At 50.2% G+C, this 25,967-nt stretch carries 23 protein-coding genes; 2 read left to right on the top strand and 21 right to left on the bottom strand.

Going from position 1 to position 25,967, the window contains the following annotated elements; translation table 11 throughout:
- Positions 1-10: 10 nt before the first annotated feature.
- The 3 genes from AB5Y53_RS08430 to AB5Y53_RS08420 form a co-directional block, all read right to left on the bottom strand.
- The gene (locus tag AB5Y53_RS08430; RefSeq protein ID WP_059296331.1) at positions 11-979 is read right to left on the bottom strand and encodes an AAA family ATPase; all 969 of its coding nucleotides are present in this window, start codon (positions 977-979) and stop codon (positions 11-13) included.
- Between the two features lie 211 nt (positions 980-1,190).
- Complete coding sequence (locus tag AB5Y53_RS08425; RefSeq protein ID WP_059296332.1) at positions 1,191-1,370, bottom strand: hypothetical protein; 180 nt, start codon at positions 1,368-1,370, stop codon at positions 1,191-1,193.
- Between the two features lie 291 nt (positions 1,371-1,661).
- Positions 1,662-2,024 carry a hypothetical protein gene (locus tag AB5Y53_RS08420; protein ID WP_059296333.1) on the bottom strand — a complete coding sequence of 121 codons (363 nt, stop codon included), beginning with the start codon at positions 2,022-2,024 and terminating at the stop codon, positions 1,662-1,664.
- A 290-nt stretch (positions 2,025-2,314) separates the two neighbouring features.
- Between AB5Y53_RS08420 and AB5Y53_RS08415 the strand changes: the two genes are divergently transcribed.
- Positions 2,315-2,980 carry a hypothetical protein gene (locus AB5Y53_RS08415; RefSeq protein ID WP_059296334.1) on the top strand — a complete coding sequence of 222 codons (666 nt, stop codon included), beginning with the start codon at positions 2,315-2,317 and terminating at the stop codon, positions 2,978-2,980.
- A 140-nt stretch (positions 2,981-3,120) separates the two neighbouring features.
- Positions 3,121-3,984 carry a hypothetical protein gene (locus tag AB5Y53_RS08410; RefSeq protein WP_059296335.1) on the top strand — a complete coding sequence of 288 codons (864 nt, stop codon included), beginning with the start codon at positions 3,121-3,123 and terminating at the stop codon, positions 3,982-3,984.
- 754 nt (positions 3,985-4,738) lie between these two features.
- Here the strand turns inward: AB5Y53_RS08410 and traN are convergent.
- The 18 genes from traN to AB5Y53_RS08320 all read right to left on the bottom strand — a co-directional run bounded on the left by traN (position 4,739) and on the right by AB5Y53_RS08320 (position 25,956).
- On the bottom strand, positions 4,739-7,519 hold the full coding sequence (gene traN, locus AB5Y53_RS08405) for a conjugal transfer mating pair stabilization protein TraN (protein ID WP_157162487.1): 2,781 nt from the start codon (positions 7,517-7,519) through the stop codon (positions 4,739-4,741).
- Positions 7,520-7,527: 8 nt separating this feature from the next.
- Positions 7,528-8,535 carry a TraU family protein gene (locus AB5Y53_RS08400; RefSeq protein ID WP_081051744.1) on the bottom strand — a complete coding sequence of 336 codons (1,008 nt, stop codon included), beginning with the start codon at positions 8,533-8,535 and terminating at the stop codon, positions 7,528-7,530.
- Positions 8,532-9,203, bottom strand: coding sequence for an EAL domain-containing protein (locus tag AB5Y53_RS08395; RefSeq protein WP_368181619.1), 672 nt, complete (start codon positions 9,201-9,203; stop codon positions 8,532-8,534). Before AB5Y53_RS08395 ends, AB5Y53_RS08400 begins: the two co-directional genes overlap by 4 nt.
- Positions 9,203-10,465, bottom strand: coding sequence for a TrbC family F-type conjugative pilus assembly protein (locus AB5Y53_RS08390; protein ID WP_059296338.1), 1,263 nt, complete (start codon positions 10,463-10,465; stop codon positions 9,203-9,205). The genes AB5Y53_RS08395 and AB5Y53_RS08390 overlap by 1 nt, the downstream gene beginning before the upstream one ends.
- Positions 10,428-10,958, bottom strand: a complete 531-nt coding sequence (locus tag AB5Y53_RS08385; RefSeq protein ID WP_059296339.1) for a S26 family signal peptidase — start codon at positions 10,956-10,958, stop codon at positions 10,428-10,430. The genes AB5Y53_RS08390 and AB5Y53_RS08385 overlap by 38 nt, the downstream gene beginning before the upstream one ends.
- A complete protein-coding gene (locus AB5Y53_RS08380) occupies positions 10,955-11,272 on the bottom strand; it encodes a hypothetical protein (protein WP_059296340.1) in 318 nt (105 codons plus the stop codon). The genes AB5Y53_RS08385 and AB5Y53_RS08380 overlap by 4 nt, the downstream gene beginning before the upstream one ends.
- Positions 11,273-11,285: 13 nt before the next feature.
- Positions 11,286-13,730 (bottom strand): type IV secretion system protein TraC, encoded by a 2,445-nt coding sequence (gene traC, locus AB5Y53_RS08375; RefSeq protein WP_368181617.1) that lies wholly within the window; start codon positions 13,728-13,730, stop codon positions 11,286-11,288.
- A complete protein-coding gene (locus tag AB5Y53_RS08370) occupies positions 13,727-14,440 on the bottom strand; it encodes a DsbC family protein (RefSeq protein WP_059296372.1) in 714 nt (237 codons plus the stop codon). The genes traC and AB5Y53_RS08370 overlap by 4 nt, the downstream gene beginning before the upstream one ends.
- Positions 14,441-14,593: 153 nt before the next feature.
- Positions 14,594-20,053 (bottom strand): Ig-like domain-containing protein, encoded by a 5,460-nt coding sequence (locus AB5Y53_RS08365; protein ID WP_368181615.1) that lies wholly within the window; start codon positions 20,051-20,053, stop codon positions 14,594-14,596.
- A 169-nt stretch (positions 20,054-20,222) separates the two neighbouring features.
- Positions 20,223-20,549, bottom strand: coding sequence for a TraA family conjugative transfer protein (gene traA / locus AB5Y53_RS08360; protein ID WP_059296373.1), 327 nt, complete (start codon positions 20,547-20,549; stop codon positions 20,223-20,225).
- 90 nt (positions 20,550-20,639) lie between these two features.
- A complete protein-coding gene (traV, locus tag AB5Y53_RS08355; RefSeq protein ID WP_080962342.1) occupies positions 20,640-21,212 on the bottom strand; it encodes a type IV conjugative transfer system lipoprotein TraV in 573 nt (190 codons plus the stop codon).
- On the bottom strand, positions 21,209-22,519 hold the full coding sequence (locus AB5Y53_RS08350; protein ID WP_196481600.1) for a TraB/VirB10 family protein: 1,311 nt from the start codon (positions 22,517-22,519) through the stop codon (positions 21,209-21,211). Before AB5Y53_RS08350 ends, traV begins: the two co-directional genes overlap by 4 nt.
- Positions 22,520-22,521: 2 nt before the next feature.
- The gene (locus AB5Y53_RS08345) at positions 22,522-23,427 is read right to left on the bottom strand and encodes a type-F conjugative transfer system secretin TraK (protein WP_047234959.1); all 906 of its coding nucleotides are present in this window, start codon (positions 23,425-23,427) and stop codon (positions 22,522-22,524) included.
- Positions 23,411-24,046: a TraE/TraK family type IV conjugative transfer system protein gene (locus tag AB5Y53_RS08340; protein ID WP_047234960.1), complete on the bottom strand. Its 636-nt coding sequence runs from the start codon at positions 24,044-24,046 to the stop codon at positions 23,411-23,413. The genes AB5Y53_RS08345 and AB5Y53_RS08340 overlap by 17 nt, the downstream gene beginning before the upstream one ends.
- Positions 24,043-24,324 carry a type IV conjugative transfer system protein TraL gene (gene traL / locus AB5Y53_RS08335; RefSeq protein ID WP_011899398.1) on the bottom strand — a complete coding sequence of 94 codons (282 nt, stop codon included), beginning with the start codon at positions 24,322-24,324 and terminating at the stop codon, positions 24,043-24,045. The genes AB5Y53_RS08340 and traL overlap by 4 nt, the downstream gene beginning before the upstream one ends.
- A 529-nt stretch (positions 24,325-24,853) precedes the next feature.
- A complete protein-coding gene (locus AB5Y53_RS08330) occupies positions 24,854-25,111 on the bottom strand; it encodes a hypothetical protein (RefSeq protein ID WP_047234961.1) in 258 nt (85 codons plus the stop codon).
- The gene (locus AB5Y53_RS08325) at positions 25,108-25,563 is read right to left on the bottom strand and encodes a hypothetical protein (protein WP_047234962.1); all 456 of its coding nucleotides are present in this window, start codon (positions 25,561-25,563) and stop codon (positions 25,108-25,110) included. Before AB5Y53_RS08325 ends, AB5Y53_RS08330 begins: the two co-directional genes overlap by 4 nt.
- A 24-nt stretch (positions 25,564-25,587) precedes the next feature.
- On the bottom strand, positions 25,588-25,956 hold the full coding sequence (locus AB5Y53_RS08320; RefSeq protein ID WP_368181612.1) for a hypothetical protein: 369 nt from the start codon (positions 25,954-25,956) through the stop codon (positions 25,588-25,590).
- Positions 25,957-25,967: the final 11 nt, after the last annotated feature.

Below are 25,967 nucleotides of genomic sequence, written 5' to 3'. Positions count from 1 at the left end.
ACACACTCCCTTAACGCCACTGCTCGCCAAACACATCCTTCGCAATGCGCAAGATGGCCTCACGTTCCTCTTTTGCTGCCCGGATCAGCAAAGCTTGATCAAGGGCATACTCAAGAGCGTTAGGGGCGCCACGGAAGGCGAGAGACAGCTTGGCCCAGCGCACCAATGTCCGAGTGGACATGGTAATACTGAGTTGACCATCTTCACCGTTTTCACCAAGGAACAACTTCCGAATCTGGTTGGCAATACGCACCATTCCATTACGAATGTTCTCCGGTAAATTTGGTGTTACGCGACCAAGGATGCTGAGTTCTGCAATGTCCTCGGCGTACCCAACCTTAATGAAACGATATCGATCCATTGAGGCGATATTCTGCATCATCACGCCCTGGTACAAACCAGAAGCATCACCGGAACCAGTAGAGTTGCCGGTAACAACCACACGAAACATCGGGTGCGGCTTGATGATTTCCCCACCGTTCTGAGCGATCACAAGAGGACGACCTTCAAGGACATCATTAAGACCAGCCAGCTCGGCAGGATCAGCCAAATCCACCTCATTGATGAGGAGAATATGGCCTTCACGCATAGCAACTGCCAGCGGTCCATACATGAACTGCATAACAGGTGGCTCACCAGGTTTCACAGCAACCAAAGCATGGTGACCGATTAGATCGCACAACTCCATCCGCCCATGGGCCGTGATTTGCTGTACAGGCCAATTCAGACGACCAGCGATTTCAGTAATACCTGATGTTTTTCCTGATCCGGTAGGACCGGTAGTGAACAACCCGTCACCGCCAGGTTCTTTGAGAAAGGCCAAAACCTCACGCAAGAACTCTTTGCGGAAAACGTAGTTGGGATCAGTAGCAGGGATGAAAGGGTTTGTTGCATCGGCGTAGCCTATGGCCAAAACCTTTTCCGGGATGCTTGGCATACCGAAGACCTTGCTTACTGAGAATTGAGCGTATTGAGACATAGATGCGTTCCTTATAAATGGCAGGCGCATCTACTCCCGAACCGGGAAGATGCACCCGGATGGGTTAGAAAAAACTCTTGTTTGCTGTTTGTTTTTGGCGACCAGCTATCGCACTTTTCGCTCTCAGAAGAGAACAAAATCTACTGACTGATGGCTGAGCCATGAGTGAGCAGACTTCAAGTTAGAGGTGGCCTCTTTGTGAAGCCACCTCTCAATGAACGAACATCACCACATCATCATCCTTGCCAATGACGCCTGTTGCTTTGGCCCATTTCTCCGCTTCGCTATGCGCCATTTCGGCGCTGGAGTAGAGCTTTGAGTCAAACCTTACCTCACGCCCGTCGGCAAGGTAGATGACGCCTTCGTTGTCGTCATATACATGTTGTTGCATTCAACATTCCCCCTGTAGCTTGTCGTCAAAGCCCACTCGCTCAGCAAGCTTTAAAGACAAGCCACAGAGGCTTGACCAAAGAGAGAGGTTACCCTCTCTCTTTGTATTAACTATCAGCGGAAGCCAAACCACTTGGTCATCTTCACCAACGGGCGAGAGATGAACCAAGCGGGAGGGATACACGCAGCGATGATAGCGATTTCCATGATGTTGCTCCTGGAGTTAAAAGGAGCAACACCCCCATCAGGGATAGTTGCCCCGGTGGGTTGAAACAGTCATTAACGACAGAGGTTACCAGACAATATTGGTTCCCTTACGCAAGTACGCAGGGACATCGAGATCCGGATAAGCCAGCTCGAAATCAATATGCGGAACATTAAATGCTTGCGGTTCAAACACAACTGTAGCTTTGGGCTTGCTGGCTTTGGCTACGTTCTTTGTCATGACGGCCTTCAAAGACCGCATTGCTGGCTCGACAAGCTTGTTCTTGAGGAACAAACCAATCGAAGCAACTGGGAACTTGTTCCAGAGGAACAAGCCGACGCGCTGAAACAACTTAGCAAGGGCAACAAACGAAAGTGCGAAGACCTTCGCGCCGATGTAAAGCATACCCAAGGCGACGATCAGAGCAGCAATGAAAGTGATAATGTGCATGGTGTTACTCCTGAAAGGTAGTTCAGGGGCAACACCCGATAACCGGGAGATTGCCCCCGGAGTGGGGTTTGAAAATGCCAGATGGCACATAGCAGAATGCTGTTTGTTTTTGGAGACCAGCTATCTCACACAAAGTCGCAGAGCGACTAAGATGGTTCAAATATAGCGGAACTATTTCGGATGGAAAACGCTGTAACAGTCCATTTTGGGCAACTTGAGCGATCTGATTACCAAAAAAATCTCTTTATCCTTATCGTGCGTTTACCTCGTACCCTAAGGAGCACATATCAATGGCAGAAGCACAAGTAGCTACCGTGGCAAGCCAGCCGCGCACTAACGTCAGCCGTCCTGACTACTCACGTCCGGTGTTCAAACAATCACTGACCATGAACAGCCTCCAGGCTCAACGAGTCATGGATCGCAGTTTTGACCGGGTTTCCAATTCTTTGTTCTCTATCGATGTTATCCTGCGCATCATTGGCGAACAGGATGAAATCGACCAAGTTGAAACCGTCATTCTGGAACTCATCGCCAAGGTTTCGGAAGATCTTGATAAGAGCCATGGCCAACTCAAGAAGTTGATGGAAGACAATGGCATCCAAGGTATGCCTGGTTACAGCAAGCCAAATACCTATGACATTGAGATCAGTTCACCTCAGGTTGCCCAGTTTATTCACCTGATCCGTAAGCTTGATGCTCTGATGGGGATTGTCGATGCTCTCTGGCTCAACGCCATCCTCAGCAACAAACAACGGACCGAAGCCAACTATCAATGGCAACAACGACTATTCAAACTGGCTGGTCGTATCATCGGCATCGAGAAACGTGCCAGAGTTTCCGCCCACGCTAAAGGTAAAGAGAGTGAAGTCGAGCAGGCTGCTCCTATCGCAGCCGAACACGAATTGGATACCGAAGCCGAAGCTGAGAGCGAGTCTCAAGCGGAAGCTGTTGCATAGATCAACCTGTGACAACCCTTGTTTGCCCCTCAATTTGTTGAGGGGCTTTTTTTTGCTTTTTACAATTGCATTTTATGATACTGTGATATTGTCTAAACCAATGAAGTAAAACCCAAATTCAGGTAAGGAAGGAGAACAAAATGAACAAGTCTCTGATCGCCACTACAGCTTTCTGCATGATAGGGCTCGTAGGTTGCGCTAGTACAAATGGCGGATATTCGGCCCCGAAATTCAAAGCCGAACACAGCCGCGCCTACAACATTGCTGAGGCTGGTGGACTGAAAACGGGGATTCAGGACGCGTCTGTTCCACGCGATCAGTTGGAACGTCTAACAGACACTAAAAGCTTCGGGGCCGCTTATGTACTTTCTGGCTATGTTGCCCCTAGTCTTGCTGGCTTATCTAATTGGCAGGGCGGGCTAGTCAACCTTGCTAACTGGGCAATTGGCCCAAAACAACATGGCTCTCGCAACAGTGTGATCGCTTGGATGCCAGCAAGTGAGGCCGCGTCTTCGGCAGATGCTCAGACAAAATTTATTTCACATGTGAAATTTTCTGTCGAGTCATCTCTGACCGATCTAGGGGCGGAGTTTACTTTGCTATATGACAAAGACGGCAACCTTACATATCAGTTTTACAAGAATGAATGGGGCTGCCCAACTTGGACCAACGGTAAGAGCAAAGTCTCTGATATGTGCTCGATTAAGGTGCGTATAGCAGAACCGCTTAGGGGGGCCGCTCCGACGTTTGTTGCTGGAGTTCAAGGTGATGCTTACGCGTTCACTTCCGGCCATGATACTCAGTTTAATTTCATTAATGTCACAAATGGAACTGGCGCCCACGCCCCAGAACAAGCTGTCTACGCAAAAATCAGCCAACATCTCCCAACCTGGAGCTTCATTTATCTAGCCCCGAATAAGGTTACTTTGGAAAATGGCGATAAAGTAAAATTCCCATATCTGCTTGAGAAAGGTAAACCCGAGCTCTTTGTTTATCCTTCATGAAACCTTAACCACGGTTCTGGCCGCCATACTGGCGGCCATTTTGTTCATAAAAATCCAAACCATAGCCCTCCCCGCCTGAGTTCTACCAGCTGACGGAGCCTGCTGCCGCAGCCGGTGCGCCGATACCATCCGAGGGCCCCCGCCCGAGCTCTACCAGCTGGCGGAACCTGCTGCCGCAGCCGGAGCACCGATACCAAGGCCCGATACCATCCGAGGGCCCCCGCCCGAGCTCTACCAGCTGGCGGAGCCTGCTGCCGCAGCCGGAGCACCGGTACCAAGGCCCGATACCATCCGAGGGCCCCCGCCCGAGCTCTACCAGCTGGCGGAGCCTGCTGCCGCAGCCGGAGCGCCGGTACCAAGGCCCGATACCATCGAGGGCCCCCGCCCGAGCTCTACCAGCTGGCGGAACCTGCTGCCGCAGCCGGAGCACCGGTACCAAGGCCCGATACCATCGAGGGCCCCCGCCCGAGCTCTACCAGCTGACGGAGCCTGCTGCCGCAGCCGGAGCACCGGTACCATCGAGGGCCCCCGCCCGAGCTCTACCAGCTGGCGGAACCTGCTGCCGCAGCCGGAGCACCGGTACCAAGACCCGATACCATCGAGGGCCCCCGCCCGAGCTCTACCAGCTGACGGAACCTGCTGCCGCAGCCGGTGCGCCGATACCAAGGTGTCGATGCCTCTGCGAGCCATGTGCCTACAATTTTTCCGAATAAAAAAGGGAGGCATCACGCCCCCCTTTATATCCGCAGTATTATTATGGCTGCCTAGCTCCTGTTGAAACATCCATGTTTTCTGTCACCTTTTTCCTTACAGCATCAACATCAACTCCATTTAATCTTTCAGTTGCTCTCTCCTGAGCATTTTTTCTACCCCCATCAATATTAAAGTCACTTCCTTGGCCAGTCAGTTTATTAATATCCATGTTTTGTGGGTTTGGAAATTTTCCGTTTTGCTGCAAAATACCCAACCACTCGGTCAAGTCCACTTTATCCCAATCAATATTTTCAATATCAGTTAGAAGAACGCCTTCACACTGAGGTTCCTTTGCTGAGCCGAAGTTTTTCCCCAATTGCGGTCTAACTTGCTCTTGAATAATTCTTGAAAGAGGCGAATTAAAACAGCAATACGACTCTCTCTCCTCAATGCACTGCCCTAAAACTTTAGTCTTGCAGTATGATCCAACATAGGTGCAATTATTAAGCGCTCGCTGTGCATTCATTGTGAACTCATCCTCTTCGCATTTCCAAATCATTTGAATCATGACCATAGTCACGACGTAGATCGTGTAGATAGTCATAGCTGTACTCATCCATGTTGTAGCGGTTTGCATTAATTGCTCAGCTGCTTGTTCTGATGCTGCCGCAGCAGCCTGCTCTGTTGCTGCATCCTGCCCTGCGGACTTGAATACATCCATCATGACTTCTTTGATCTGGGCTTTAATTTGATCGATAAATTGATCAACAAACTGCTCAATTGGCTGAGTGAATGAGTCCACACTTCCCGATAGGTTTTCAACATAACTGGTGAACGGCTTAGTAACTTCGGTCCAGCCTTGTACAGCAGGGTCACGAATTACCTGATATGCCCCCTTCATCACATTGCCATCACTCAGACTCATAACGGCGCCATCAAGCTTAGGAACTGCCATTATTAAATCAAGATAATCAGACAATGAGATATTGCTCGGCTTTTCGCAGCAATCAGATACCCCACCGACAGCAATCTTACATTCCCCCTTTTTTCCTGCAAAAGCTGAGCAAATGATATTTTCCTCACCTGTTGGTTTGTCACTTCCGTCTTTACCTGTGCAGGTCATGTCCTGAGTCATAAACTGCGCGGCGTTAAGCAATGCGGTTGCTTTTGCAAAATCGGTGCTCTGAGTTTTCGTCATATCGAGACAATCATCACCCATGCAGCGAATAGGTCCACCACACTTGAACTCAGTCTCTTTTTCCATGGATGGGACTTTTACATCAGTTCCGCAATCATAGGTATCCTTGAAAACATAGCATGTGCCTGACTGGCCCTTTGCTCCGTCAATACATTCCGAACTGATAAAACCACATTGAGGATTGTTTTCATATTGCTTACATGAATTAAGATTCCCACCATTATTTATCGGGCAATGTTTTTCCCCCTGAGGATCAACCCAGCATTCCATTTGCCCCTTATAGTAATCCCAGTCAGCCTTGACATGTACCTTTCTACATAAACGATCAATTCCAGGCAGCGGAGACTCAGCCAGATTATTTGCACAGACACGAATGCCATTAAGCATAGTGCATTTATCCGCATCAACTACCGGCATATCAGTACACTCAAAGGATCCATTAGCAAATTTATCTACGACACCTTTAGCTGAATCCAAACAAGATTGCGGAGTCCATGTGTCTTTTGTTACGACTTTTGAAGGATCAAACTTTATCTTGATTCGGCCAAAACCTTCACCAGCATCCGCTACCGAAACTCTGATTTTAAATGTAACTATATCACCAGGCGATACATTCTTAAAATATTGAGTAACATTTACATTAGGATTCTGCTCCCAACTTGTATTTAGCTCACATTCACCCGCTGTTTCCGGAGGGAAATTATTATTAGGTCCTTGCCAAACCTTTGTTTCTGAGCCAGATTTCCCGACCCACACTTGCATGTAGTCATCATATTTTGCATATTCCAGAGTTGCAGAAACGATTGCCTCCGGGTTACTTACTATAACTCTGGTATATTCTTCATAAATGGTACACCAACCATTCCAGTAGTTATCACCTACCTTACCTATCCATAACTCAGTACAGTCAGGCCCGCACGACTTTATGTTATAGGGGCCATCATAATGCTTCACTACCGAAGCATCATAATCATGCAAAACTTCACAGTCTGCACTCTGATCCATTGCCCTCTGGCAGCGTTCATATTTCGGAACATGAGTATTCAACGTAGAGTCTTTAATAATCGTCTCAGCAGAGCAATCCCCAAAACCTTGTGAAATAAGGTCTATGTTTTTATAGGTGTCTTTGCTCATGTTGAGCATCGGATCATTTGAAAAGTCAGGCCTAGAACGATTAGTAGCATCAAGCAACACTTTATATGCCGCACCGGATATAGATGGACTACTACCAGTAGCATCAGAATAAAGGGAGCCTTGAGCATCCCCCCCCTGTGAGTCCATATTTGTATTCGAGTCGTATATGCCCTTTAAATTATCTACATTGGGATTGTTCGCATCTGGGAAGTAGTAGCTACTCCCTTGAGTATTGGAACTGCTGGTACCAGGAAATAACTCGTTGACGCTAAAACTAGACTGCCCAGACGTATCAAATTTTCCATCTTTAATTGATGGCAGTGTGATTTGTCCATTCTGTACAGAGCCAGATGCTCCCTTGAATGAGTTCGCCATCTCATTGCCAAGATCTTGTGCATTCTTTCCTACTTGAGCAATGCCGTCGGCGGCGTAACCATGTACTGGCAGCATTGAAATAGTGAGTGTCAATGTAACTGCAATAAGCTTGTAGGCTACCGATTGATTGTTCATATAACTCCTTACCGATTGCAGCAATCGTTCCAGCGCCAAATGGTGTATATCGGGTCTTGGCCGATGGCTGGAATCGTTTTGGATAGGCCCCAAGTCAATGCAGACTCACCGATAACATGGGACGAGTTAGTTTCGGGCACGGGATGTAACAGCGTGAATTTATACTGTGTCTTTGGCATCGTAGGGCTTATCACACCTCGACACATCGCTTCATTTCCCATTGTCTTCCATGCAAGGCCTCGGCGGTGAAGGGCCGTCAGCACTCTGGCGCTCAATAAGGAGCTATCTCTGATAACCCCCTTCCCTCCATTCTGGTTACCACTCAATGGATACAAAGCCCCCCAAGATCCCGCACACCAGAACATTTGCTTTAATGGCTTACCTGCGGTTGAAGACACTGCATCTGCGGTACAAGCCATAGCAGCTACAGGGTTAGCGACTAGGGCCGCCTCAGGATTAGTAAAGAAAGCCAATTCATCGTTGTTCCAAGTAGGATCCAGTTCCGAGAGGTACATGATGTCTAGGTCCATGTAACCATCTGGGTTACATGCCTGTTTGACGAACAGATCCAGCATCGTCAGCAACGGGAAGGCATAGTAGTGGTAGTGCATGAACGAACCGTCGCCACCATCCATGTCTCCTTCACCGTGGTGTCCTTGGTTCGTTCTGTCGAATGGGAATCTCATGCCATTGAGAACCGATGAGCAACCAGGTACACGTTGGAACTCGATGAGCCGAGCAGGCTCCCACATTGAGGTGGTGACCCCAGGCCGAGGAACCCCCAAGTTGTCATTGCACAGACACAGCGGGTTCTTAGCTGAATCATCTGGATAACTACCACCAGGACCACTTATCGAGACGCCAGCAATTCTGATTGGGAAAATGCAACTCCAGCAGACGTCAGTTATTAGCTTCCCGCTAATCACATCGGCGTTCTGACAGCCAGGTTCAGCAGCAACTGTGCCCCCCAAAAAAGCTGCCAAGATGGCAATGAACCTCAATGTTTTTTTCATCATGTTAAGGCCTTTAAGCAATTCATATGTTTATCCAAGATTGTCGGTTTTCCATGGTGAAAACCTTGCTGCAACAAAAGTCCAAATAATTTGGCACTCTGCTCTTGGAGCGGAGTTTCTATTTGCTCAGCAATGACCTGAATTCCATTTTTTCGACAATATTGAATGGCTAGATAGTCAACTAACAGATGAAGTCTGTTTGCATCAAACTTACAATAGTCCCACGAGTATTTACTTAACCTTGTCATAGTCGAGTTCTCGTCGCCGTAATCATCGAGTGCAAACTCGCCTCCTAAGTTTTTTAGTGCATCCCATCTATCCGATAAAGACTCATCCTCAACACCCTCGGTAATTTCGATAACAATCTTGGTACTCCGAGTTTCGACAATTCTGCTGACAATCCCTGCCCACTCTTGGAAAAGCACGTTTGTACTTAGCGTTTGTTCTGAGACATTAATAAAAAGAGCGCAGTGCTGCCTACATAAAAGAGGTAGGTTGTTTTCAATGAACCTTGCCACCTCAATATCTACCCTCCCCCAATCAACAGGAGGCTTGATGTTTTGTGGTGCGATCATTCGGCCTTTTTCATACCAACGAGCCAAGACTTCCGCCGCAATAAAAGAGCCAGTGCCGACGTGTTTAATTGGTTGAAAAACCGGAATCAAAATCATTACTCAGCATCCTCTGCGAGCTCACGAACAATGAATTTCCTGTGTTTAGCGGTAATGACTGTCGGTGTATGTTCCAACTCAAATCTAGAAATAAGATCCGGAGTCAACAGATAAACAGGCGCGTCGAACTGGTCTGAAACACTTTTGTAAGAGTCCCATCCTTTCTCTTTATCCAGAGCCGTTGCTATAAATGTGACTTTTTGCACCCCTGGCTCCTGCCTAATTTTGGGCAATTCTTTGGATAATAAAGCCATCTGTTTTTTGTCCTGAGGATCAAAGACCACTACGGCCTGGGTAAAAGGCCGCGTCCCAGGTTGGCATTCCATGCGGAGATCACATAGGGGATTGATCACCTCACCGGCCCGAGCAAACACTGAGCCATCGGCAGCAGCTATATCTTTCGTAACTACGACGCTTGGATCTACTTCACGAGTTCGGGTTTTTGTGGCTTTAGGCAACTCATTGAATTTTTGTTTGCTCCAGAAGCGCGCAATAGCTTGTTTCTTCTTCTCAGCCCAATCAATTTTGGCGAGACGAGCCTTGGCTACGTCTATCAGGTCGGGTTCGCTGATGCCTTCCACAGGGCCTTTCACACCGAGATCCCCTGTTTTGCCGCTATCTACTTCCCTTGTCAGCCAAGAGGGATCTGCCAACCCAGATACTTGAGCCACGACCTTGGGCGGCTGACCGAGTAGTTGCTCGCCGTCAAGCATGATGATGGTTGGTACTGACGTAACATTGTGTGTCTTGAAAAGCTGGGGGTTAATGATGATATTCGGCACAGGCTCTTTCTTAGCTGCCAGATCCTGTATGGCTTTTACACCTTGACCAAGGTTCATTCCGTCAGGAATGCCTCGGAACACGATCACCGCATCAGGCTGGCCTGATACGGCAGTGAGCAGATCATCAAGTCCCTGAGTCCCCAAAGAGTGCGAAGCAAAGACAAGCATCCTATGGTCGGTATATGCCCCTTTCTCCACTTGCCTACGCTGCATCTCTTTCAGGGTTTTATCGGTTGACTGGAGCTGATTGAAGAACTCCTTTGCTTCGTTCTGAGCCTCATTCATATGTCGATTTTGCAAGGGCAACGACATGTCGAGGTCCGATGTATTTTTAGAGGTAAGCCTACCTTGCTCAATTAGGGCAATATCTTCCTCTGTCAAAATTGTATTTTGAGACCAGACATTACCAACCATGGTCAGCAACACAACTGCGATAACCCTCTTATAGGAGGGGATAAGCGCGGCCAATGATTTGCTCATCGCTCACCGTCCCCCAATAGCGTGAATCGAAACTGAATGGGCTTTTCCCCATAAACCAGTAGTGCCCGTCCGTCAGCTTCTGCTTACCGTAAAATTGGCTCTCATTGAGATGCAGTCTACGAGCGAGCTGGAGTCCCTCCCCCACAACTTCGCCGTTCACAGTGGTATTCCATGTCTCATCAATCTGCACTATGTCCCCAGGAATACCGGACAAAATCTTGACCATCCGAGTTCCGTCTCTGTAAAACGGCTGCATATTCTTAGCGTGAAAGGCGTAAATAGCCCCCTTTTGAAGTGAGCGATCATGCATATCAATCAGAAATACGGTGTAACCAGGTAGGCATTTTTCATTCTGCGGATCGATACCTATGCGGTACCGGTTTATGAACCCATAGCCTGCGACCAGCATAACGAGCAATGTCAGGGCGGCCTTCACACCAAACCGCGGCCATGACTCTTTTCTGACCAACCAATTCTTTGGTGATAGGGTCATCTCAGCAAATCCTCCGGTAGGTAAACATCACTCGGAGCACCTACCACAGAACCGGCGTCGAGAACCAAGTAGCCTGCATCTTTGAGTTTTAGGATCGCATCGTTGGTCTTGACCATCAGCTTTTCCACCTCTTCCGCCGGGGCTCCAGCAGGGTATGAAGCTGCCACTTTGGTAAAATCGACAACCACAATGGGCGGAGTTTGATTAAGTCGCTCTTGCATCGCCGAAGTTCGTTCATTCAGCACGTAATAGCTGCTACCAAAGCCCCCTGTGGCCCCCAGTACAGCTGCGATTGCTATCGATTTGATGTCCATTATCTTCTCTCGTCTATGCTGCTTGTCCGCGGGATCTCATCACCGCTCTGATTGCATCTGGGATGCTGAGGCCTTGGTTGACGTACTGCTCAATGGCATTCACATCTACCGGGTCAGTCGAGTACAACAACTTCTGGAAATCGCCGACGATAAGGCGACCTACGCCCATACCTGATTTCGACTTGATGAAAATCTCTGAATAGACACCCTGAATGGTGTGAACGGTCTTGAGGGTGTGGAAGCCCCCCTCAGTGAGGGACAAACGACCACTTCGCTTGACTGACTCTACGGTCTCTTCTGTCTGCCCAAGCAAGTACATGCTCGCCGAGTTCTCAGCAATAGCTCGACCTACCGCGTTTTCATACAGGTCATTGATGGACTGAGTTGCGATGACAACACTACCGCCATATTTCCTGAACTTCCGGTACGCGTGTTCCATGAATACAGAGACTTCGCCTTCCTTGAGCAGATCCCAAGCCTCATCGACGATCACAACTTTTTTACGGTTGCGTTCCCCAAGGAATACCTCTTGTTGGATCTGATAGATGAGCTGGAGCAGGACTACTTGGCGCAGGTGCTTACGTCCCTGGAGCTCATCCAGCTCAAGCACTGTGAATTGGTTCTGGAAAGAGACGTTGTTCTTCTGTGAAAAATACTTTCCATAGCTACCTTCTGACGTAAAGGCATAAAGCTGCTGGCCCACGTCCTTCAAGCGCTGATCCGCCCCCTCAAGACAACACCGAGCGATATCGTCCACTTTCATCGTGGTGCCTTTTTCTTCCCAGATGGAGGACAAGACCTGCTTCAACGCAGAAACTTGCCATTCACCCAAGAGCCCTTTAGCCGAAGCCATCGCACACACAAGACTAACGATGGCATCCTCCTCGTCCTCATAGTTTTGGATCAACTCGAACGGATTGAGGCAAACGTGGGTACCTTCTTCAAAATGCACAAAATCGCCCTTGAGCATTTCTGATAGCTTCTGATAGGACTTCCCGGCGTCGATGACCCACACTTGTGCGCCTTCGGATAAGTAGGAAAAAATCAGCTCATTGGTCAGAAACGACTTACCCGACCCCGACTCCGCAGCGATGACCAGATTCTTGTTGGTGTTACTGTCATGAAGTGACAAGCTCATGAGCTGCCCATTACGTGAAATAAGCGCAGCATGATGCGTCCCGGTACCCTTCCACTCACCAAACACAGGCAAAACGACAGCTGCCTGCTCGCTTGTCATGGTCTTGTATCGAAACAGGTCACGAACGGCGTCCCGATCGGTACAAAACGGGAGGCAGTTAAGAAAGACCGGAAGGGCAATAAAGCGATCCTCCATCAATTCAAAACGGCTCTCACGCCAGGTACTTCTTGCTGCTGTTGCAGCCGATTCAACCCGCTCCTTCGTCGGGGCAAAAATAACGAGCGAATAACTGATTTTGACCGGTTTGGCTCCCTCTTTCAGAGACTCGTATACCGTGTCAAAGGAATCCTTTTTGTCTGCCAGAACAGGAACAAACTTGAGCATAGGGCCGTAAGCCTGGTTAACAGTGAACTGGCGCTTTCGCTCAAGAGTATTTTTGGTGCTTTCCACCTCAGGGAAAAATACGTTGGCAACCACCATGTAATTTTCCTTGATATTTGAGTTCCCCCCCGTCAGATCCCCCGCATATGCGATCGCATCGCCGAAATAAGCAATATCAGGCAGCTTCTTCGCAGACAGCACTTTGGCGTGATAGTCCCCCAAGCGGATACCGTTTTTGCTGACCTCAAGGTCTGTGCCGTAATCGAATAGTTGTTCACAAAGAGGTTTATCTGTTTCCCAACTTGCAGCGTCATGGCGCCACGAAGCATCCGGTCCCCAGTTGAGGATAGTGCTCATGATCCGCACATAGCTCACCGCGGTCATAGTTTTGGGTCGCAAGCCAACTGTTTGCAGAGACGACTGAACCTTGGTTTTTAATTGGTCAAGTTCCACGAGCTCTTGGTCTGTAGGTGTATTGCCTTTGATTGGCACTTTGCACGTAACAAACAATTTGAGGTCTTGGATTAGCCCGTTGTCGTAAATACCCTTGTTGGTTTTCGCTGTAATCCGTTCGGTCGTGTGATGCTGGAGATAGTTGATTCGCTCCTGGATAACTGAGCTCAATAGACTGTGGCGAAAGCCATCCCGAAGCCCTAACATTTGGTACATTTCTTGGCTTATATCGGGGGATCTGAATAACAGAAACTGGAGGGTCGTCTTGGAAGGAAACTCCTGATTCAGGAAGCCGTTCATCCGCTCCTGAACTTTTTCATCCGCACTACACATAGGCTCGCAGATAAAACCGAATCCGGCACTCTCGTCATCCATGAGGAACACATTTTCATCTTCGCTATAAGCCAGTACGGGAATAATCCCCGCGGCCCTTAAATGTTCAGGGATCAACGCATCGTTGAGTCTTTTTTTGATAGTCACTATCACTGTGCACTCTCCAGCCATGCTCTCAGGTTATTCGGGCGCCCATTACTCACACGGCCATCAGGAGCAACGACAAAAGGCACCCCTTGGATACCGATCAGGTGGGCAGTCATCAGGGTCTGGTCATATTGAGCAGGATCGCATGGAGATTTTGACGGGAGAGAACCCAGATTGTTGTTCAGGAGCGCATCTAGGGCATTGGTTTTGTCCTTAGCGCAGTGAAGTGCTTTGGCCAGCCGATTTGACTCATCTCCCAATGCTGGGATAACTACGATCTTGAAGGTGTATTCCTCAGCCAAGGGCTTGGCCTCACCAATCAACTTGTGGCAGACACTGCAACGTGGATCGACAAACAACACCACATCCTTAGGCCCATGCCCAAAAGAGATGGTGTTCAGCTTGTCAACGTCCATCCCCATCTCTTTGAGATGCAGTCTTTCTGCAACATCTCTCATTTCTGACATAGTGCTGAGGGGCTTTTTACCCCACACATCGTAAATCTGCCCTGATATGACAAATCGGCCGTTGTCTGAGATGAAAACTATCTGCCCATCACTCTGGATAGCCCTGACTCCCTTGATCGGGAGTGCCACAATCTCATCAATCTTGGCCGCTCTGGGATCTGTAATTTCCAACTTCGAGGCAGCCATCACCTGAGTTGAAATAGTTGTGATCCCAAGAGCCATCAGCCCTCCAAATATTTTCCTCAGCATGTTTACCCTCATGTCGAACTCCTAGATGCATGGAGTTTATCTGGGGGGATTAAATAGCCTCGACTCTGTAACGGCCCAATTTGGTCACATCCAGCGGTATCGCAAAAAAAAGCCCGGTTGTTAACCGGGCTTTGACGCATATATGTCCACAGATTAGTTCAGGGAAACAGACTCCGACTTACCACCGGAATCATCTACCCCAACCAGCGCGATACTCGGCATCACGCCATCCTTGCCCTTGCTGATCGTCAGTCTGTCTGCCGTGATGGCTTGCACTTCCCCACCCACCGTCCACTGATAAGACTTCATCCGACCATCCGGGTCTTCACAGCTCGCATAAACGATCCACGAACCGATCGTCTCCCGGCTGCGCACCGTGCACGTCGGCAACTTGTTCTCTGCCACCTTGAGCACCAGCTTGCCTTCTACATCCTTGCCCATCTCCGATGTCGCCTTGAGCTTGATCTCGTGCTCACCGGCCTGCAACGTCGTGCGACCATAGAACCCCGCACTCTCCAGTGGCTTGCCATCCACCAAATACTGGCGCGTCAGGATCCGGTCTCTTGGGTGACCACCTGAAATGTACGGCCGCAACAACACGTCCAGTGGCTCCCGGTCGTTGGCATTTGAACCGGAATATTGAAGGTCGATCACATACTGCTCGGCTTCGCCCAGCTTCACCGGCTCCTCCAGCTCTGTCTCGTTGCCTCGGGCATCCCGTACCTTGAGCTTCACCAGGTATTCACCCGCGCTGCCTATCGTCAGCGCCCGCACTGCCGGTTGCTTCTGGTCTTCTATGACTGCCCCTTCCGGCAGGGTCCACTCGTAGACCACCTCGTCCAGCTTGCCCGAAAAACCGATGGGGCGGGCCGTCACTGTGAGCGTGGCGGGGGCTACGTTTGCAGTCTTACGCACCTGCATCCCGAACCGCGGCCACACATACTCCCACACGCGAGAGTTCATTGAGTGGGTAGCCTCCGCCCCCTGCTCCCGGAATCCCTCTATCCAGGCTGTGTAGGTCGTCTCTACCCGCTCCTTGGTCAGGTCCTCGGCACTTGGTGTGTATTGCGCCGTGTCTCCCTCCACTTGCTGCCCGTTCGGCAGGGTGAAGACCCCCTTCACCTGCACATCCATCCCTTTGTACGGCAGGCTCGTCGTCGCCTTGAAGGTGTAGCTCTTGCCCGTCTCAATCACTGAGGGGCCCGACACATACGGCCGTGGCGCCTTCACCGCCCGGAACTCGACGGCGGTTTTCGCAACCCGATAGGCATAATCATCGTTCGCTGGCGCATCACCTGAGCGGACCCTTGCCCACAGCTTGATCCGGGTATCCTTGTCACTGCTCAAGGTGAGCGTCGGACCTTGTTTGTCCCAGGTCTTGCCGCCATCAGTTGACCATTCCACAACAGCGTTCTCCGCGCCGATCTCCTCCTCCTTCACTGTCAGCCGGGTCGAGAACGTTCCCTCACTACCCACAAACAGGGTCTGCGGCCCTTTCACTTCCAGCTTCGGCTTGTCATAGGCGATCACATCTACCACCTCGGTATAAGCCTCGGCGCCGGAGTTGCGGTTGATCACCTTGGCCCGCACCTTGTACTGCCCCTTCTGGAACACCTTCACCATCTGGTACTTGTAGCGTTCCTCCGGGGTAGTGCTCTCCCAGGTGGCCCCACCGTCACCGCTAACGTCCCATACCACGTCACCGGCCGCACGGTAGTCCTGACGGTCATTCAGCGCCAACTTGAACACTGCGGTGAACGGCGCCTCGCCTGACAGCCTGCGAGCATCAACATTGGCGCCTATCGCGCCGCCTCGCAGTACAGTCAGGAACGCTGGCCGCGTGGATTGCACTGTCCGGGAGTACCCCTCAAACGGTGAGACCAGCTCCGCCTCCGCCACAATGCGCACCGAGGTCGTGTCTACCTTCGACAGGTCTACCGCAAAGCTCGCTGTGCCGTTCGGCGCATTCACAAAATCCGTCAGCGCCTCGGTCTTGTTATAAGCCATCTGCCGGATCAACCGCACCTTCCAATTCCCCATCGTGGCCGCGTCGAACACCTCGGTTGGCTTGTACTGATCCTGGATCTTCACCTGCACAGGCAGCGCCTGAGTGTCGATGGCCGTGTCACCAGCCACTTCAACTACCGGCACCAGGTTATAGGATGGCACCGACACGGCGCGGTATACCGCCTCCGTCTTCACCTCCGGTACCTTGTTATAAGCCGCCTTCACCTTATAGGTAGTCTCTTCCCACAGGCCCCGCTGATCGGTATTCAGCCGACGGTAAACCTTGGTGTTCGAGCCCCAACCGGGAGAGAAGGTCTCCGATTCCAGGGTATCGGCATTACGGCTGATCGTTACGTCCAGATCTGCCCGCTCCGAGGTGATGGTCGCATCCCCCAGGTAGTCACCCAGCATCGGCACCATGTAGATGTTGTCCTTGAAGCTGTACTTCGAGGTCAAATCCACAGCTGGAGCCGGGGGGTCGATGGCATCGATGGCAAAGGTCTGATCATTGAGGGTTACACGAGTGCCATTCTTGCTGAAAATGCTCACCCGCCAACCCAACATGTGCTGCATTTTCTCCGTCACGGAACCGCTCAGACCGGGGGTGGTTGTTCCCTGATCTTGTACCAGTCCGTCCGGGATGGCTTGCCACTCAAACAGGCAACTGCGACTGATACTGCCGGAAGCCTTGTTGGCCGCATCTTTCTTCGCCTGATCGGCACTGAGGGTCACCGAGCAGGCTGGCCCCAGATTCTGGCTCATCCGCACGTCGAAGGCCTCGATGATACGGTTCACCTGTGCGACCTCGGGGCCGGGGGTGTAACCAACGGCACCGTAAGCACTGGTCACCGTCAACGTGCGACTGCCACCCCCCACCTTCACCTTGGCGCCGTCGCCGCTGAACAGGTAGAGGCTGTATTCGAGTGGTTGTTCGCCCAGGCTGACGGCCTGGCCCACCAGTCCCGCCAGTTTCAGGCCATCGGTCTCCTGAGTGCTCTGCTCGGCCTCATCGGGAATGCGGTCCCACTGCAACAGACACACCGGATCCCGGATCGGGTCGGAGCGCTTCGCTTCTTCCTCTTTGGAAGTGAAGCGGCAGGGCACCCCGACATCTGGCAACGCGGAGATCTTCACCGGGTCGATCACCTGGCGCACAGTCCACGATTCCGCAGAGAGTTTGGCCGTCGGCTTCCAGGTATTCACGTCCAGTACCAGGATCGGTGCGTTGGGCGCCGCAGTGGTGACCAGCAGGCCGGAGGAGCCGACCACATCGGGCACAGCGGGTTTCATCGGGATGCTCAGCCGTCCCTTTGAGGCCCCGAAGTTGTGTTTACTCATGATCCCCATGGTCTGGCCAGGTTCAATGCGTACTCCGTTGACAACCAGCGGCACTTTCGCGTCAGTTCGCAGCGTGGCGAACACATCGTAGGAACCGGTTACTGTAGAGCCATCATTGAGGGTCAACGGTTCTGTCTCGATGATCTTGCTGCCATCAGCATGGATAAACTCCTGCGTCACAGCAGGGATCATGAGCTTGCCATCCATCCCATCAGCCAACCTCACCTGCCTCGGGGTATAATTGAAATTTATACTTTTAGTTGCCTGATTACCTTGGTCATCTTGTGCAATAACTGTAAGGCTATATGATTCGCCCGCCTTCAACGAAGGGAACATGACTGGGTATTCAAGTTTAAATAAATTGGCACTTATAGCTCGGACAGATAGGAATACATTGTCCGATGAGGGACCACCTTTTAAATTGACAGAAGTAATCGATGGTTTATCACTCAACGCATCAGTCACATTAATCTGAATATCATCAAGTGAAGGGACGCCACCTTGTGGGGCCTGAATCACAAGATTGGGCGCTGTATTATCGATAACAATCTGCGATATTACTTTTCTTGCAGTATTACCATAAGTATCTACAGCTACAGCCTCTAATGTATATTTTCCATCAGGAATGCCTGTAGTAGTGAACTCTCTATTCTTTGTATTATAGCTTTCATCATAGCTTTTTTTTAGTTTCAGTGGTACTCGGCCACCTTTTTCATCAATGGCGTCAACACCAATATCCCTCGTATCCCACATACCAATCTGCCAATTATTAATTCTATCATTATCAATAACTCGAACCGCGGCAGTCTTGGTCGATGCATCCCACACAGCGCTATTAATCACTGGCGGGTTAAAATCCCAATAGGTGTACAGATATGTTGCATGTTGTGTTAGCGAGCCAGACCCGTTCCTGACATATACTGGATATGGAATATAACCTCTACCCGAAGTGAATGTTACATTGGGGTTGAGTGTGCATGATTGACTACCAGCCGGGATAACGCATGAAGCTCCGTTTACACTAACAGTCTGATCATATGACCTTGGTTCTACCGTAGTGGTGTATCTATCGATGCTAGATGGTGTTTTAATCGTGGGTGATGTCCCACTTACCATTGGCATCCCTGCCACTCCATATGAAAAATCAATGGCTTGCGGTCCCTGCTGAGCAGCACCGCCCAGCTTCACACCATTCAATGAACTAAAATAAAAGTTCTGATATACGCCAGAAAGCGTCTGAATGTTCCAATAGGACTGGGAGCTAGATGGTATCGCTACCGCGCCCTCATTATAGACAAAATTAGCGTCCTGATTATTATATGAAAATTTCAAACCATACTTTGTCCCATTGAAATCAACGTGATCCGCTTTGGCGATTTTCGTTCTAAACTTAATTGGGTTTTCGTATGACGTTGCTGATTCATATGGTTGCCATACGCCAGACTGGCTATTCCACACCTCAACAGAATACGGAGGCATAGTTCTATCTATTGCGCTAATGCGAGTTTTTTTTGCGATATTTCCCGCTGCATCAACAACCTCAACGCCTATTTCATACTCAACTCTATTTGTAGGTGCAACATCCCCCCCAGAAGCATCATTTGCGTACAAAGTTATGCTTGCAGGTGTATTTTTTGTCAATGCCACCGTTTTACTTCTTTTCACACCTTGTGGATCAATGGCAAAGTATTTTGCCGACACGGCGCCAGAACCTGCATCTGTAATTCCACCAATTGATATTGTGTTGTTGATATTATCTGGCCCGAAAATATCAATGCGCCCCCATGTCCACCCACTTACATTAAAAGTGAAATCACCACTAATGATTGGCGCAGTTGTATCAATAACCAGACGCTCACTGGCTGACTGGATCACCCCCCCCTGAGAAGATAATATCTCTGACTTAATCTGATACTCGCCCTCAGCTGGAGCAGGAATTACCAACTCAGCCCCATAATAGGAATTTCCTCCAACGGTAATTCTATCCGTTGCTCCGAGTAAAGAACTAATTGCCGACGAAACAACTGAACCATCAGATCTCAAAATAGAAACCTTCACTTTTCTGTCAATGCCTGCACTCACAGAAAAGGTCATGTTTCCAACAGGGTTGGCATAGATAGCCCCTGATGATAGGGATTTTTGCTCTCCAGAAGGTGTTGCAAACCGGTATGCTAACAAGTCTGCATTTGCACTCCCGGCAGTTATAGCTGCGATGGCCCCTATTAGGGCCGGAAGCCTAAGTCTTGCGTTGTTCATTACAATCTCCATTCATGAGTTATACGAACCCAAAATGCAGATTACGGGGATAACTTGGATTAGAGCGGCTGTGTTTCTGCCCTTTTTGGGCGCATTGAGAAAAATATTTGGCTGTTGATGAAAAAATAGGGCAGCCCACTGGCTGCCCTATTTTTTCATGTGTCTGGCGAGTTATGGTGCCTTAGCCCCCAAGCCCATTGGTGAGGTGGATTGTGGCCGGGGCGATCTTGTCGGCATGTTCCAGTGTTGCAGACATGATCGACTCAACCACTGTCGGGGAGTTGTACAGCCCCATCCCACCACCGATACCCATGGCGAATGCCATCAGGCTCTGGCGAGCGATTCCACCGACAACACCAACCAGGATCATGGCACCAGCAACGATTCTGCCAAGCGTCCCCTGAGTCCAGTCTTTGAGTGTCGTCCACACATCATCAAATGCCGTCCCGCCGGTCCCCGCATGGACTGAATCGGGGGCCAGAACAAGAGCCACCGCCACCAGCCCCATCAAGAGGAAGAGGGCACTGTTTTTATTTACACCGGAGGCATTAGCCGCCATACCTGCATGACCTACATTCATGTTCATTCAGAACATCTCCTACTTTGTTGTTTCTGTTTTTGGTTCGTGCTGCACGGTTTGCAATGGTCTCAGCACCGGCTCACTTTCTGGTGTGCCATCCCCAATCACCCATCTGCGTGGTTCAATCTCCGTGTAGACATATCCCGTTACAATGAGGTCACCATTGGTATCCTCCCAGGGTGCCACCCAGATACGCATAACCTGCGCAGGAGTGCGAATGGGAATAGGGCGATCCGGAAGGCGCGGTGCGACATACGTGTCGATCACCGGGTCTCCAGAACCAGATGCGTTCGTTGCAACAGGAGGGGGGTTATTACTGTTTTTTCCCTCACTTTTTGCATTGGACTCATCGGCATTCATCGGGCGGGGGACGTTCCCGTCATTAGTCGCGGCATACACATCACGCGCAGACATGCACTGAACCCCATTTGGCATACCTGGACAGCTGTATTCATCAGCTCCGATGTTGAGCGATGAACACCCTGCTAGTAGCAAGAATGCAGCACCTACCCCAAATAGTCTTAGGGATACTACTCCAGGACCTTGTTGAACCTCGTCTGTGTAACTGCCCTTTTTGGTCACAATGCTCATTTTTTCTTGTCCCCTCCAGACGAACGGATTTGTAACTTGCTGCCCTTGGTGATGATGATGTCAACCTGACGCCCTGCATCAATCTCGATCACAGGGAAAATGCCCTCAGCCATATCGATGTAGAACTGCGCTATGCGCTCCAGAGCCTTTCCAGCGCCTTTCGCAGCAGCGCCCTGCACCATGTCAGTAGAGAAGACAGACTGATATTGGGTAGAGGAACCAGGGTTTGTACTGACGACAGGAACTGGATTGACATCGAAAGCCTCCGCTGCGCCACTCAGGAACCCTGCCATCAGCGATTTAGCTATGATTTGGCCTTGTTTGGATACCACCCTCCCACGAACACCAGCTTTGCCATCCTCACCTACCGCATAGGCATCGAGCTTTGCCTCGATCACCCCACCATCTTCACGTACACACGAGAACGTTTCCCCACGCAGGTAGGCGCGTTCTGAACTCAGATCACCGTAGCCAGAGACAATGAGGAAACATTCGCGAACATCGGCTCGGAAGCGGTTCGGGAGAATCGCTTCTTTCTGTATGCGGAGAGTTGATGGAAACGGATCGCGGCGAGCGCCCTGGGATGTTGGGGCATCCATACCGTTAATCAGCACACCTGTCAGGATTGAGCCAGATGGTAGGTACATAGAGTCATCATCAGCAGTCTCCGATTTGTCTGCCTCAGGAGCTGTCTGGGTATAACTGACTATTTGAATGCCTGGCTTTGCGCCCTCTTTACCGCTCCCCTTCCCCGTGGGACTACCCTTGGAGTCAGGTAAAGGTGCATCACGGAAAAGGGCTGCTGGATCCTTATAATCCAGTTTTTTGTCCATGAATTGGCTATTAGTGGCAGAGCTAGGGGCGCTAGCCTGTTCATCCCCGGCAGCATCCTTGCCCCGTGCTTTATCCCTTTCTTCTTTCTTGGCCAACTCGGCCAACTCGGCGTTCTGTTTCGCCAGTTGCTCAAGATCCTGACGCAAACGTGAAAGTTCCCGATCGACATCTGCATCCTTTCCTGCCTTCTGCTTGTTTTGCTCCAGTTGTGAATTGATGCGCTCCAACGCCTTTTTGATATCCGCGTTTTCACGAGAAACCATCTTCACGTCGGCAGAAAGGGAGTCGATCCCAATTTCCCTTGTATTCTTATCAGTAAGTACGTTCTTGATCGTTTCCTGACGCCCGCGGGGTTCCCCTTTCTCGGGGGCACCAGAAAACACGGTCACAACAGAAAAAAGAGCAAAAACACCACCAGAAACGGCTATCCAGCGCTTCTTCTTCGGATCAAGCTCACTCCAAAACTGGCGGATGTTCATTGGCGACCTCCCAACAGAGATGGCCGTTTAGAGGCTGTGGATTGCCCACGACCTTGCTTCATCGCGACATAGATCTCGGTCTTTTGTCCCGGTTCGAGCACATTTAGCGGCCAGGTAGTCACAGCAGCTACCTCCCACCCCCCACATAGCGCCTCTTTAAACTCGATAGTCTGAGTGGACGTATTCTGGGCCACACCAATGAACACGTTTAGATTGTGCCCCATCATGTACTGGCCCCTGGTAAAATCGACCCTAATACCTCCAGATGCACACTGTGGGACAGCTGCTCCGGCTGGTATGTTGTTCATGGTGTAGCCTTGGGGGACTTCACCAAGGGCTATCTTGCGGAACACAGTGCGTACCGTTTCGACGTAGGGCTGGCTTTTCTCCCAAGCATCGGCCTTAGTATTGGCAAAGGATCCGCTCATGCTGGCTCCACCAGTAAGTTTGAGGAATACCTCACGGGGAGGAATTCGCCGAGGTACCATCGTTAGGCTCAACGCCTGTGCCTCTGACCCTTTTTCGGTGATAAACATCGTGACTGGATATTCCTTGTCAGTTGCAACGTAAACCACGTTCTCCTTAATACACACTTCACCACATTGCCCATCAGTAGTGGCTCCGCTCAGCGAAGTAGAAACCACTTCTGGATTGCCAAAAGGGGTAACGATTCGGTTGGGATGACCGATGGCGATCGGGATTATTTGGTTCACACCGGGATTCATCGTAAGTACAGGGCTCTCATTAACCTGCCCCATTACACCGCTGCTTCCGATGGGTGCTGGAACCCCCTGTTTCATTACTTTCGCCGGTACGACAGGAATATCCTCAGAGGAGTCAGCCATGACCCCTGTTGCTAACAGGGCAAGCGTCAAAAATGGGTATTTAACGTTGAGCTTCATTGGTTCTCCGTTCCTTTTCTTCTTCTTTACGCTTGAGTTGCTCCAGTACAGTCTTGGTGCGTGGCTTACCCATATAGGTTTCCACGTAATCGATAGATGGGGCGTAATTTGAGATCTTGATAATGAATTCATAAGTGCGCTCCCCACGTTCTTCCTGCTGCGAGGAGGCTCCTTTCACATAGGAGTATCCATAGGCGAATACCTTGTTGCTCTTCTCTTCGTACTCCACAAAGCGGGGCTCGAACCGCATCGTTACGCGGTCTTCTTTGATTTGCTTTGACTGGATCTCAATTGCATCAATGACATCCTGGTAGATTTCCGGTGAGAGCATGGGACTCAATCGTTCTTTAACAAAGTCCACTGAACCTGGGGTAACGTTGCCAAGGAGTGTTGCAAGCGCAAAACCCCACGCCTCTTTGTACGAGCGTGAGGCATTGCTTTGTGTCACCCATGCCTCCTCGGAGAGGGTAAACGGTTGCATGGTGACGATAGTCTCTTTAGTGAAGACCTTGATGACCAGTAGCAACACAATGACTAACAACCCTGCTTGGATAAGTCGGCCCCATTTGTTTTCGGCTTGGGTCCCTTCCCAGGTTCTGAGATAGGCTTTCAATTTCAAGGTAAGTACCTCCGTACAAATGGGTTCTTCATTGACTTGGCCTTAGTTGCTATGAACCCGGCCCAATAGATCATGTGGAGTAGGTAACCATCTGGGTGGTTATCCCGAAATCGGCGATAAAGGTTGGTAACGAGCAACCCTCCAATGAAGCAGATGAGAGCCTTTCCGATGATTACGCCAATTGTCAGTCCCAGTAGCATTGGTGCCAGTTCATCGGCACTCCACAGGAGTAGGTGGGGGGGTTCATCGACCCTCCGCGGGATTTTTACAGGCTTCATTGCAACCTCCATATCTTCATGGCCTGTATTTTCATTCAGTTGACTCAGTTTCCTGCTACGGCTTTGCGCCCATTTAGGGCAGTTACAGCGACAAATAAAAAAAAGGTGGCATCATGCCACCTTTCATTCATTTACCGGCCTGCTTATTGGCTCTGCCTTTTCACAAAGAAAGGCCTGAACTCACGCCCCTATCAAAGCGAGCATTTTGTCGATCCCAAAGCCTACAGAAAGGCCAAATACGAACAATGCCAACCTGATGAGAGTGAATAACGGCCAAGAGTCTGTGCGCCATGCCTCCATCTCTACTTTTCTGGTTTGAGTTTGCACCGACACGATGAACTCCAAATGAGGTTGCCTTTGGTATGTGGATTTTCTCTTCCTCAGTACCGATAGCACAGCGCTCTTGAGGCCCTTTTGGGGCGCGAGACGAAAATCGCTGGAGACGAATGAATATATGGAGGTGGAAAAATTTCACATGTGAAATTTTTTACCGGTCTGGCAGTACCTCTAAATTTGGTCAGAGCTCACTCTAATGACGGTTCAACATATCGATGATCCCGCGCTTGGCATCTGTTTTCGTGAACGGGCGAATGGTGTTTTGCTCACCACGCACCAGAGCTAACCTAAGGAGGCAGAATGGCTCAAGCCCAGCTAGATCGGTCGTAACAACGTTAGCTTTGTCTGTCCAGTAGTACCAGCATCCATTGAGCACCCAAGCATGACGCCCATCCAACCGCCCTTGGTATTCCAGCTCACTGACCGTCAACATGACTTTTCGTTGATTCATGGGGTAATAGCCTCCTCGGCAAGGGCACAATTCCAGCACCTCAAGGCAACCATGATATTGTCCTCATTGAGGTAACCCATTACATCCTCAAATCGGTAGTCGGTGTTCTGTCCTGTCGGGTCAAAGCTGCACCTGCAAATTATGAACACCTCGCAACAATCTTCCACCACTTGAACTGAGCAGGCGGTAAATGCCGTATTGTTGCCACACCGCGGGCAGGCCGTCACAGTAGAGTTTGGTTTCAAAGTAAACTGTCTGGTGAGCATCAATACTTTATGGGCATGACCAGTATCATCAACGGCGAACCTCCAGCCTTTTGGTATCCTGACGTCACCGCCGTGCTGGTGAATGATCAGAACACCATCTTTGTGGTGAAAATTATGGTCTGGCAGAAGGCCCGCCACATCCACAGCATTATCCCCCAGCCACCGCATTTGCATGATCTCAGCCATGTTTTCCCTTAACTCCTATCGCGCTCACAGCAGTTCGGCTGCGGAGATCTCGTCCTCAATGTCAGACAGAGCGGCTTTCATGTCCGCTGGGGTCATCGAAGACCAGTCGCGGATTCGCTCGCTGATGCTCTTGAGCAGTCCTTCCTGTTTCAGCAGCTCGTCGCCGACGAGGGCAGCAAGCCCCCTCTGTTCGAGTTCATCTGTCGAGTAACCTCGGCAAATTTTCTGACAGACCACGATGCGCCGAGCGTTAGCTTTCTGCTGGCCACCATAAATAGGTGGGCAGATCGCGATAGGGGCGCTGCCCCCCTTCTGCTCGATGATAACCTCAGCATCATTGCTACGAGCAGGGTGCTTTTCATTGACGACCCAAGGGCCTTCTGTGTGTTCCAACAAACTACCCT

The organism is Aeromonas sp. R7-5, assembly GCF_040908015.1.
GTDB lineage: Bacteria > Pseudomonadota > Gammaproteobacteria > Enterobacterales > Aeromonadaceae > Aeromonas > Aeromonas caviae.
The sequence above is the reverse complement of the archived record's forward strand: the minus strand, read 5'-3'. Positions and strand labels throughout refer to the sequence as shown.

What these genes read in the sequence shown, in the direction of transcription:
- AB5Y53_RS08325 (WP_047234962.1), bottom strand. Translation starts at nt 25,563, where the DNA reads ATGGCTGAGATCATGCAAATGCGGTGGCTGGGGGATAATGCTGTGGAT.
- AB5Y53_RS08345 (WP_047234959.1), bottom strand. Translation starts at nt 23,427, where the DNA reads ATGAAGCTCAACGTTAAATACCCATTTTTGACGCTTGCCCTGTTAGCA.
- AB5Y53_RS08395 (WP_368181619.1), bottom strand. Translation starts at nt 9,203, where the DNA reads ATGATTTTGATTCCGGTTTTTCAACCAATTAAACACGTCGGCACTGGC.
- AB5Y53_RS08430 (WP_059296331.1), bottom strand. Translation starts at nt 979, where the DNA reads ATGTCTCAATACGCTCAATTCTCAGTAAGCAAGGTCTTCGGTATGCCA.
- AB5Y53_RS08390 (WP_059296338.1), bottom strand. Translation starts at nt 10,465, where the DNA reads ATGAGCAAATCATTGGCCGCGCTTATCCCCTCCTATAAGAGGGTTATC.
- AB5Y53_RS08415 (WP_059296334.1), top strand. Translation starts at nt 2,315, where the DNA reads ATGGCAGAAGCACAAGTAGCTACCGTGGCAAGCCAGCCGCGCACTAAC.
- AB5Y53_RS08410 (WP_059296335.1), top strand. Translation starts at nt 3,121, where the DNA reads ATGAACAAGTCTCTGATCGCCACTACAGCTTTCTGCATGATAGGGCTC.
- AB5Y53_RS08330 (WP_047234961.1), bottom strand. Translation starts at nt 25,111, where the DNA reads ATGAATCAACGAAAAGTCATGTTGACGGTCAGTGAGCTGGAATACCAA.
- AB5Y53_RS08425 (WP_059296332.1), bottom strand. Translation starts at nt 1,370, where the DNA reads ATGCAACAACATGTATATGACGACAACGAAGGCGTCATCTACCTTGCC.
- traN (WP_157162487.1), bottom strand. Translation starts at nt 7,519, where the DNA reads ATGAACAATCAATCGGTAGCCTACAAGCTTATTGCAGTTACATTGACA.
- traV (WP_080962342.1), bottom strand. Translation starts at nt 21,212, where the DNA reads ATGAGCATTGTGACCAAAAAGGGCAGTTACACAGACGAGGTTCAACAA.
- AB5Y53_RS08400 (WP_081051744.1), bottom strand. Translation starts at nt 8,535, where the DNA reads ATGATGAAAAAAACATTGAGGTTCATTGCCATCTTGGCAGCTTTTTTG.
- traL (WP_011899398.1), bottom strand. Translation starts at nt 24,324, where the DNA reads ATGAAGCCTGTAAAAATCCCGCGGAGGGTCGATGAACCCCCCCACCTA.
- AB5Y53_RS08370 (WP_059296372.1), bottom strand. Translation starts at nt 14,440, where the DNA reads ATGCTGAGGAAAATATTTGGAGGGCTGATGGCTCTTGGGATCACAACT.
- AB5Y53_RS08385 (WP_059296339.1), bottom strand. Translation starts at nt 10,958, where the DNA reads ATGACCCTATCACCAAAGAATTGGTTGGTCAGAAAAGAGTCATGGCCG.
- AB5Y53_RS08365 (WP_368181615.1), bottom strand. Translation starts at nt 20,053, where the DNA reads ATGGAGATTGTAATGAACAACGCAAGACTTAGGCTTCCGGCCCTAATA.
- AB5Y53_RS08420 (WP_059296333.1), bottom strand. Translation starts at nt 2,024, where the DNA reads ATGCACATTATCACTTTCATTGCTGCTCTGATCGTCGCCTTGGGTATG.
- AB5Y53_RS08380 (WP_059296340.1), bottom strand. Translation starts at nt 11,272, where the DNA reads ATGGACATCAAATCGATAGCAATCGCAGCTGTACTGGGGGCCACAGGG.
- traA (WP_059296373.1), bottom strand. Translation starts at nt 20,549, where the DNA reads ATGGGGCTGGTGGCGGTGGCTCTTGTTCTGGCCCCCGATTCAGTCCAT.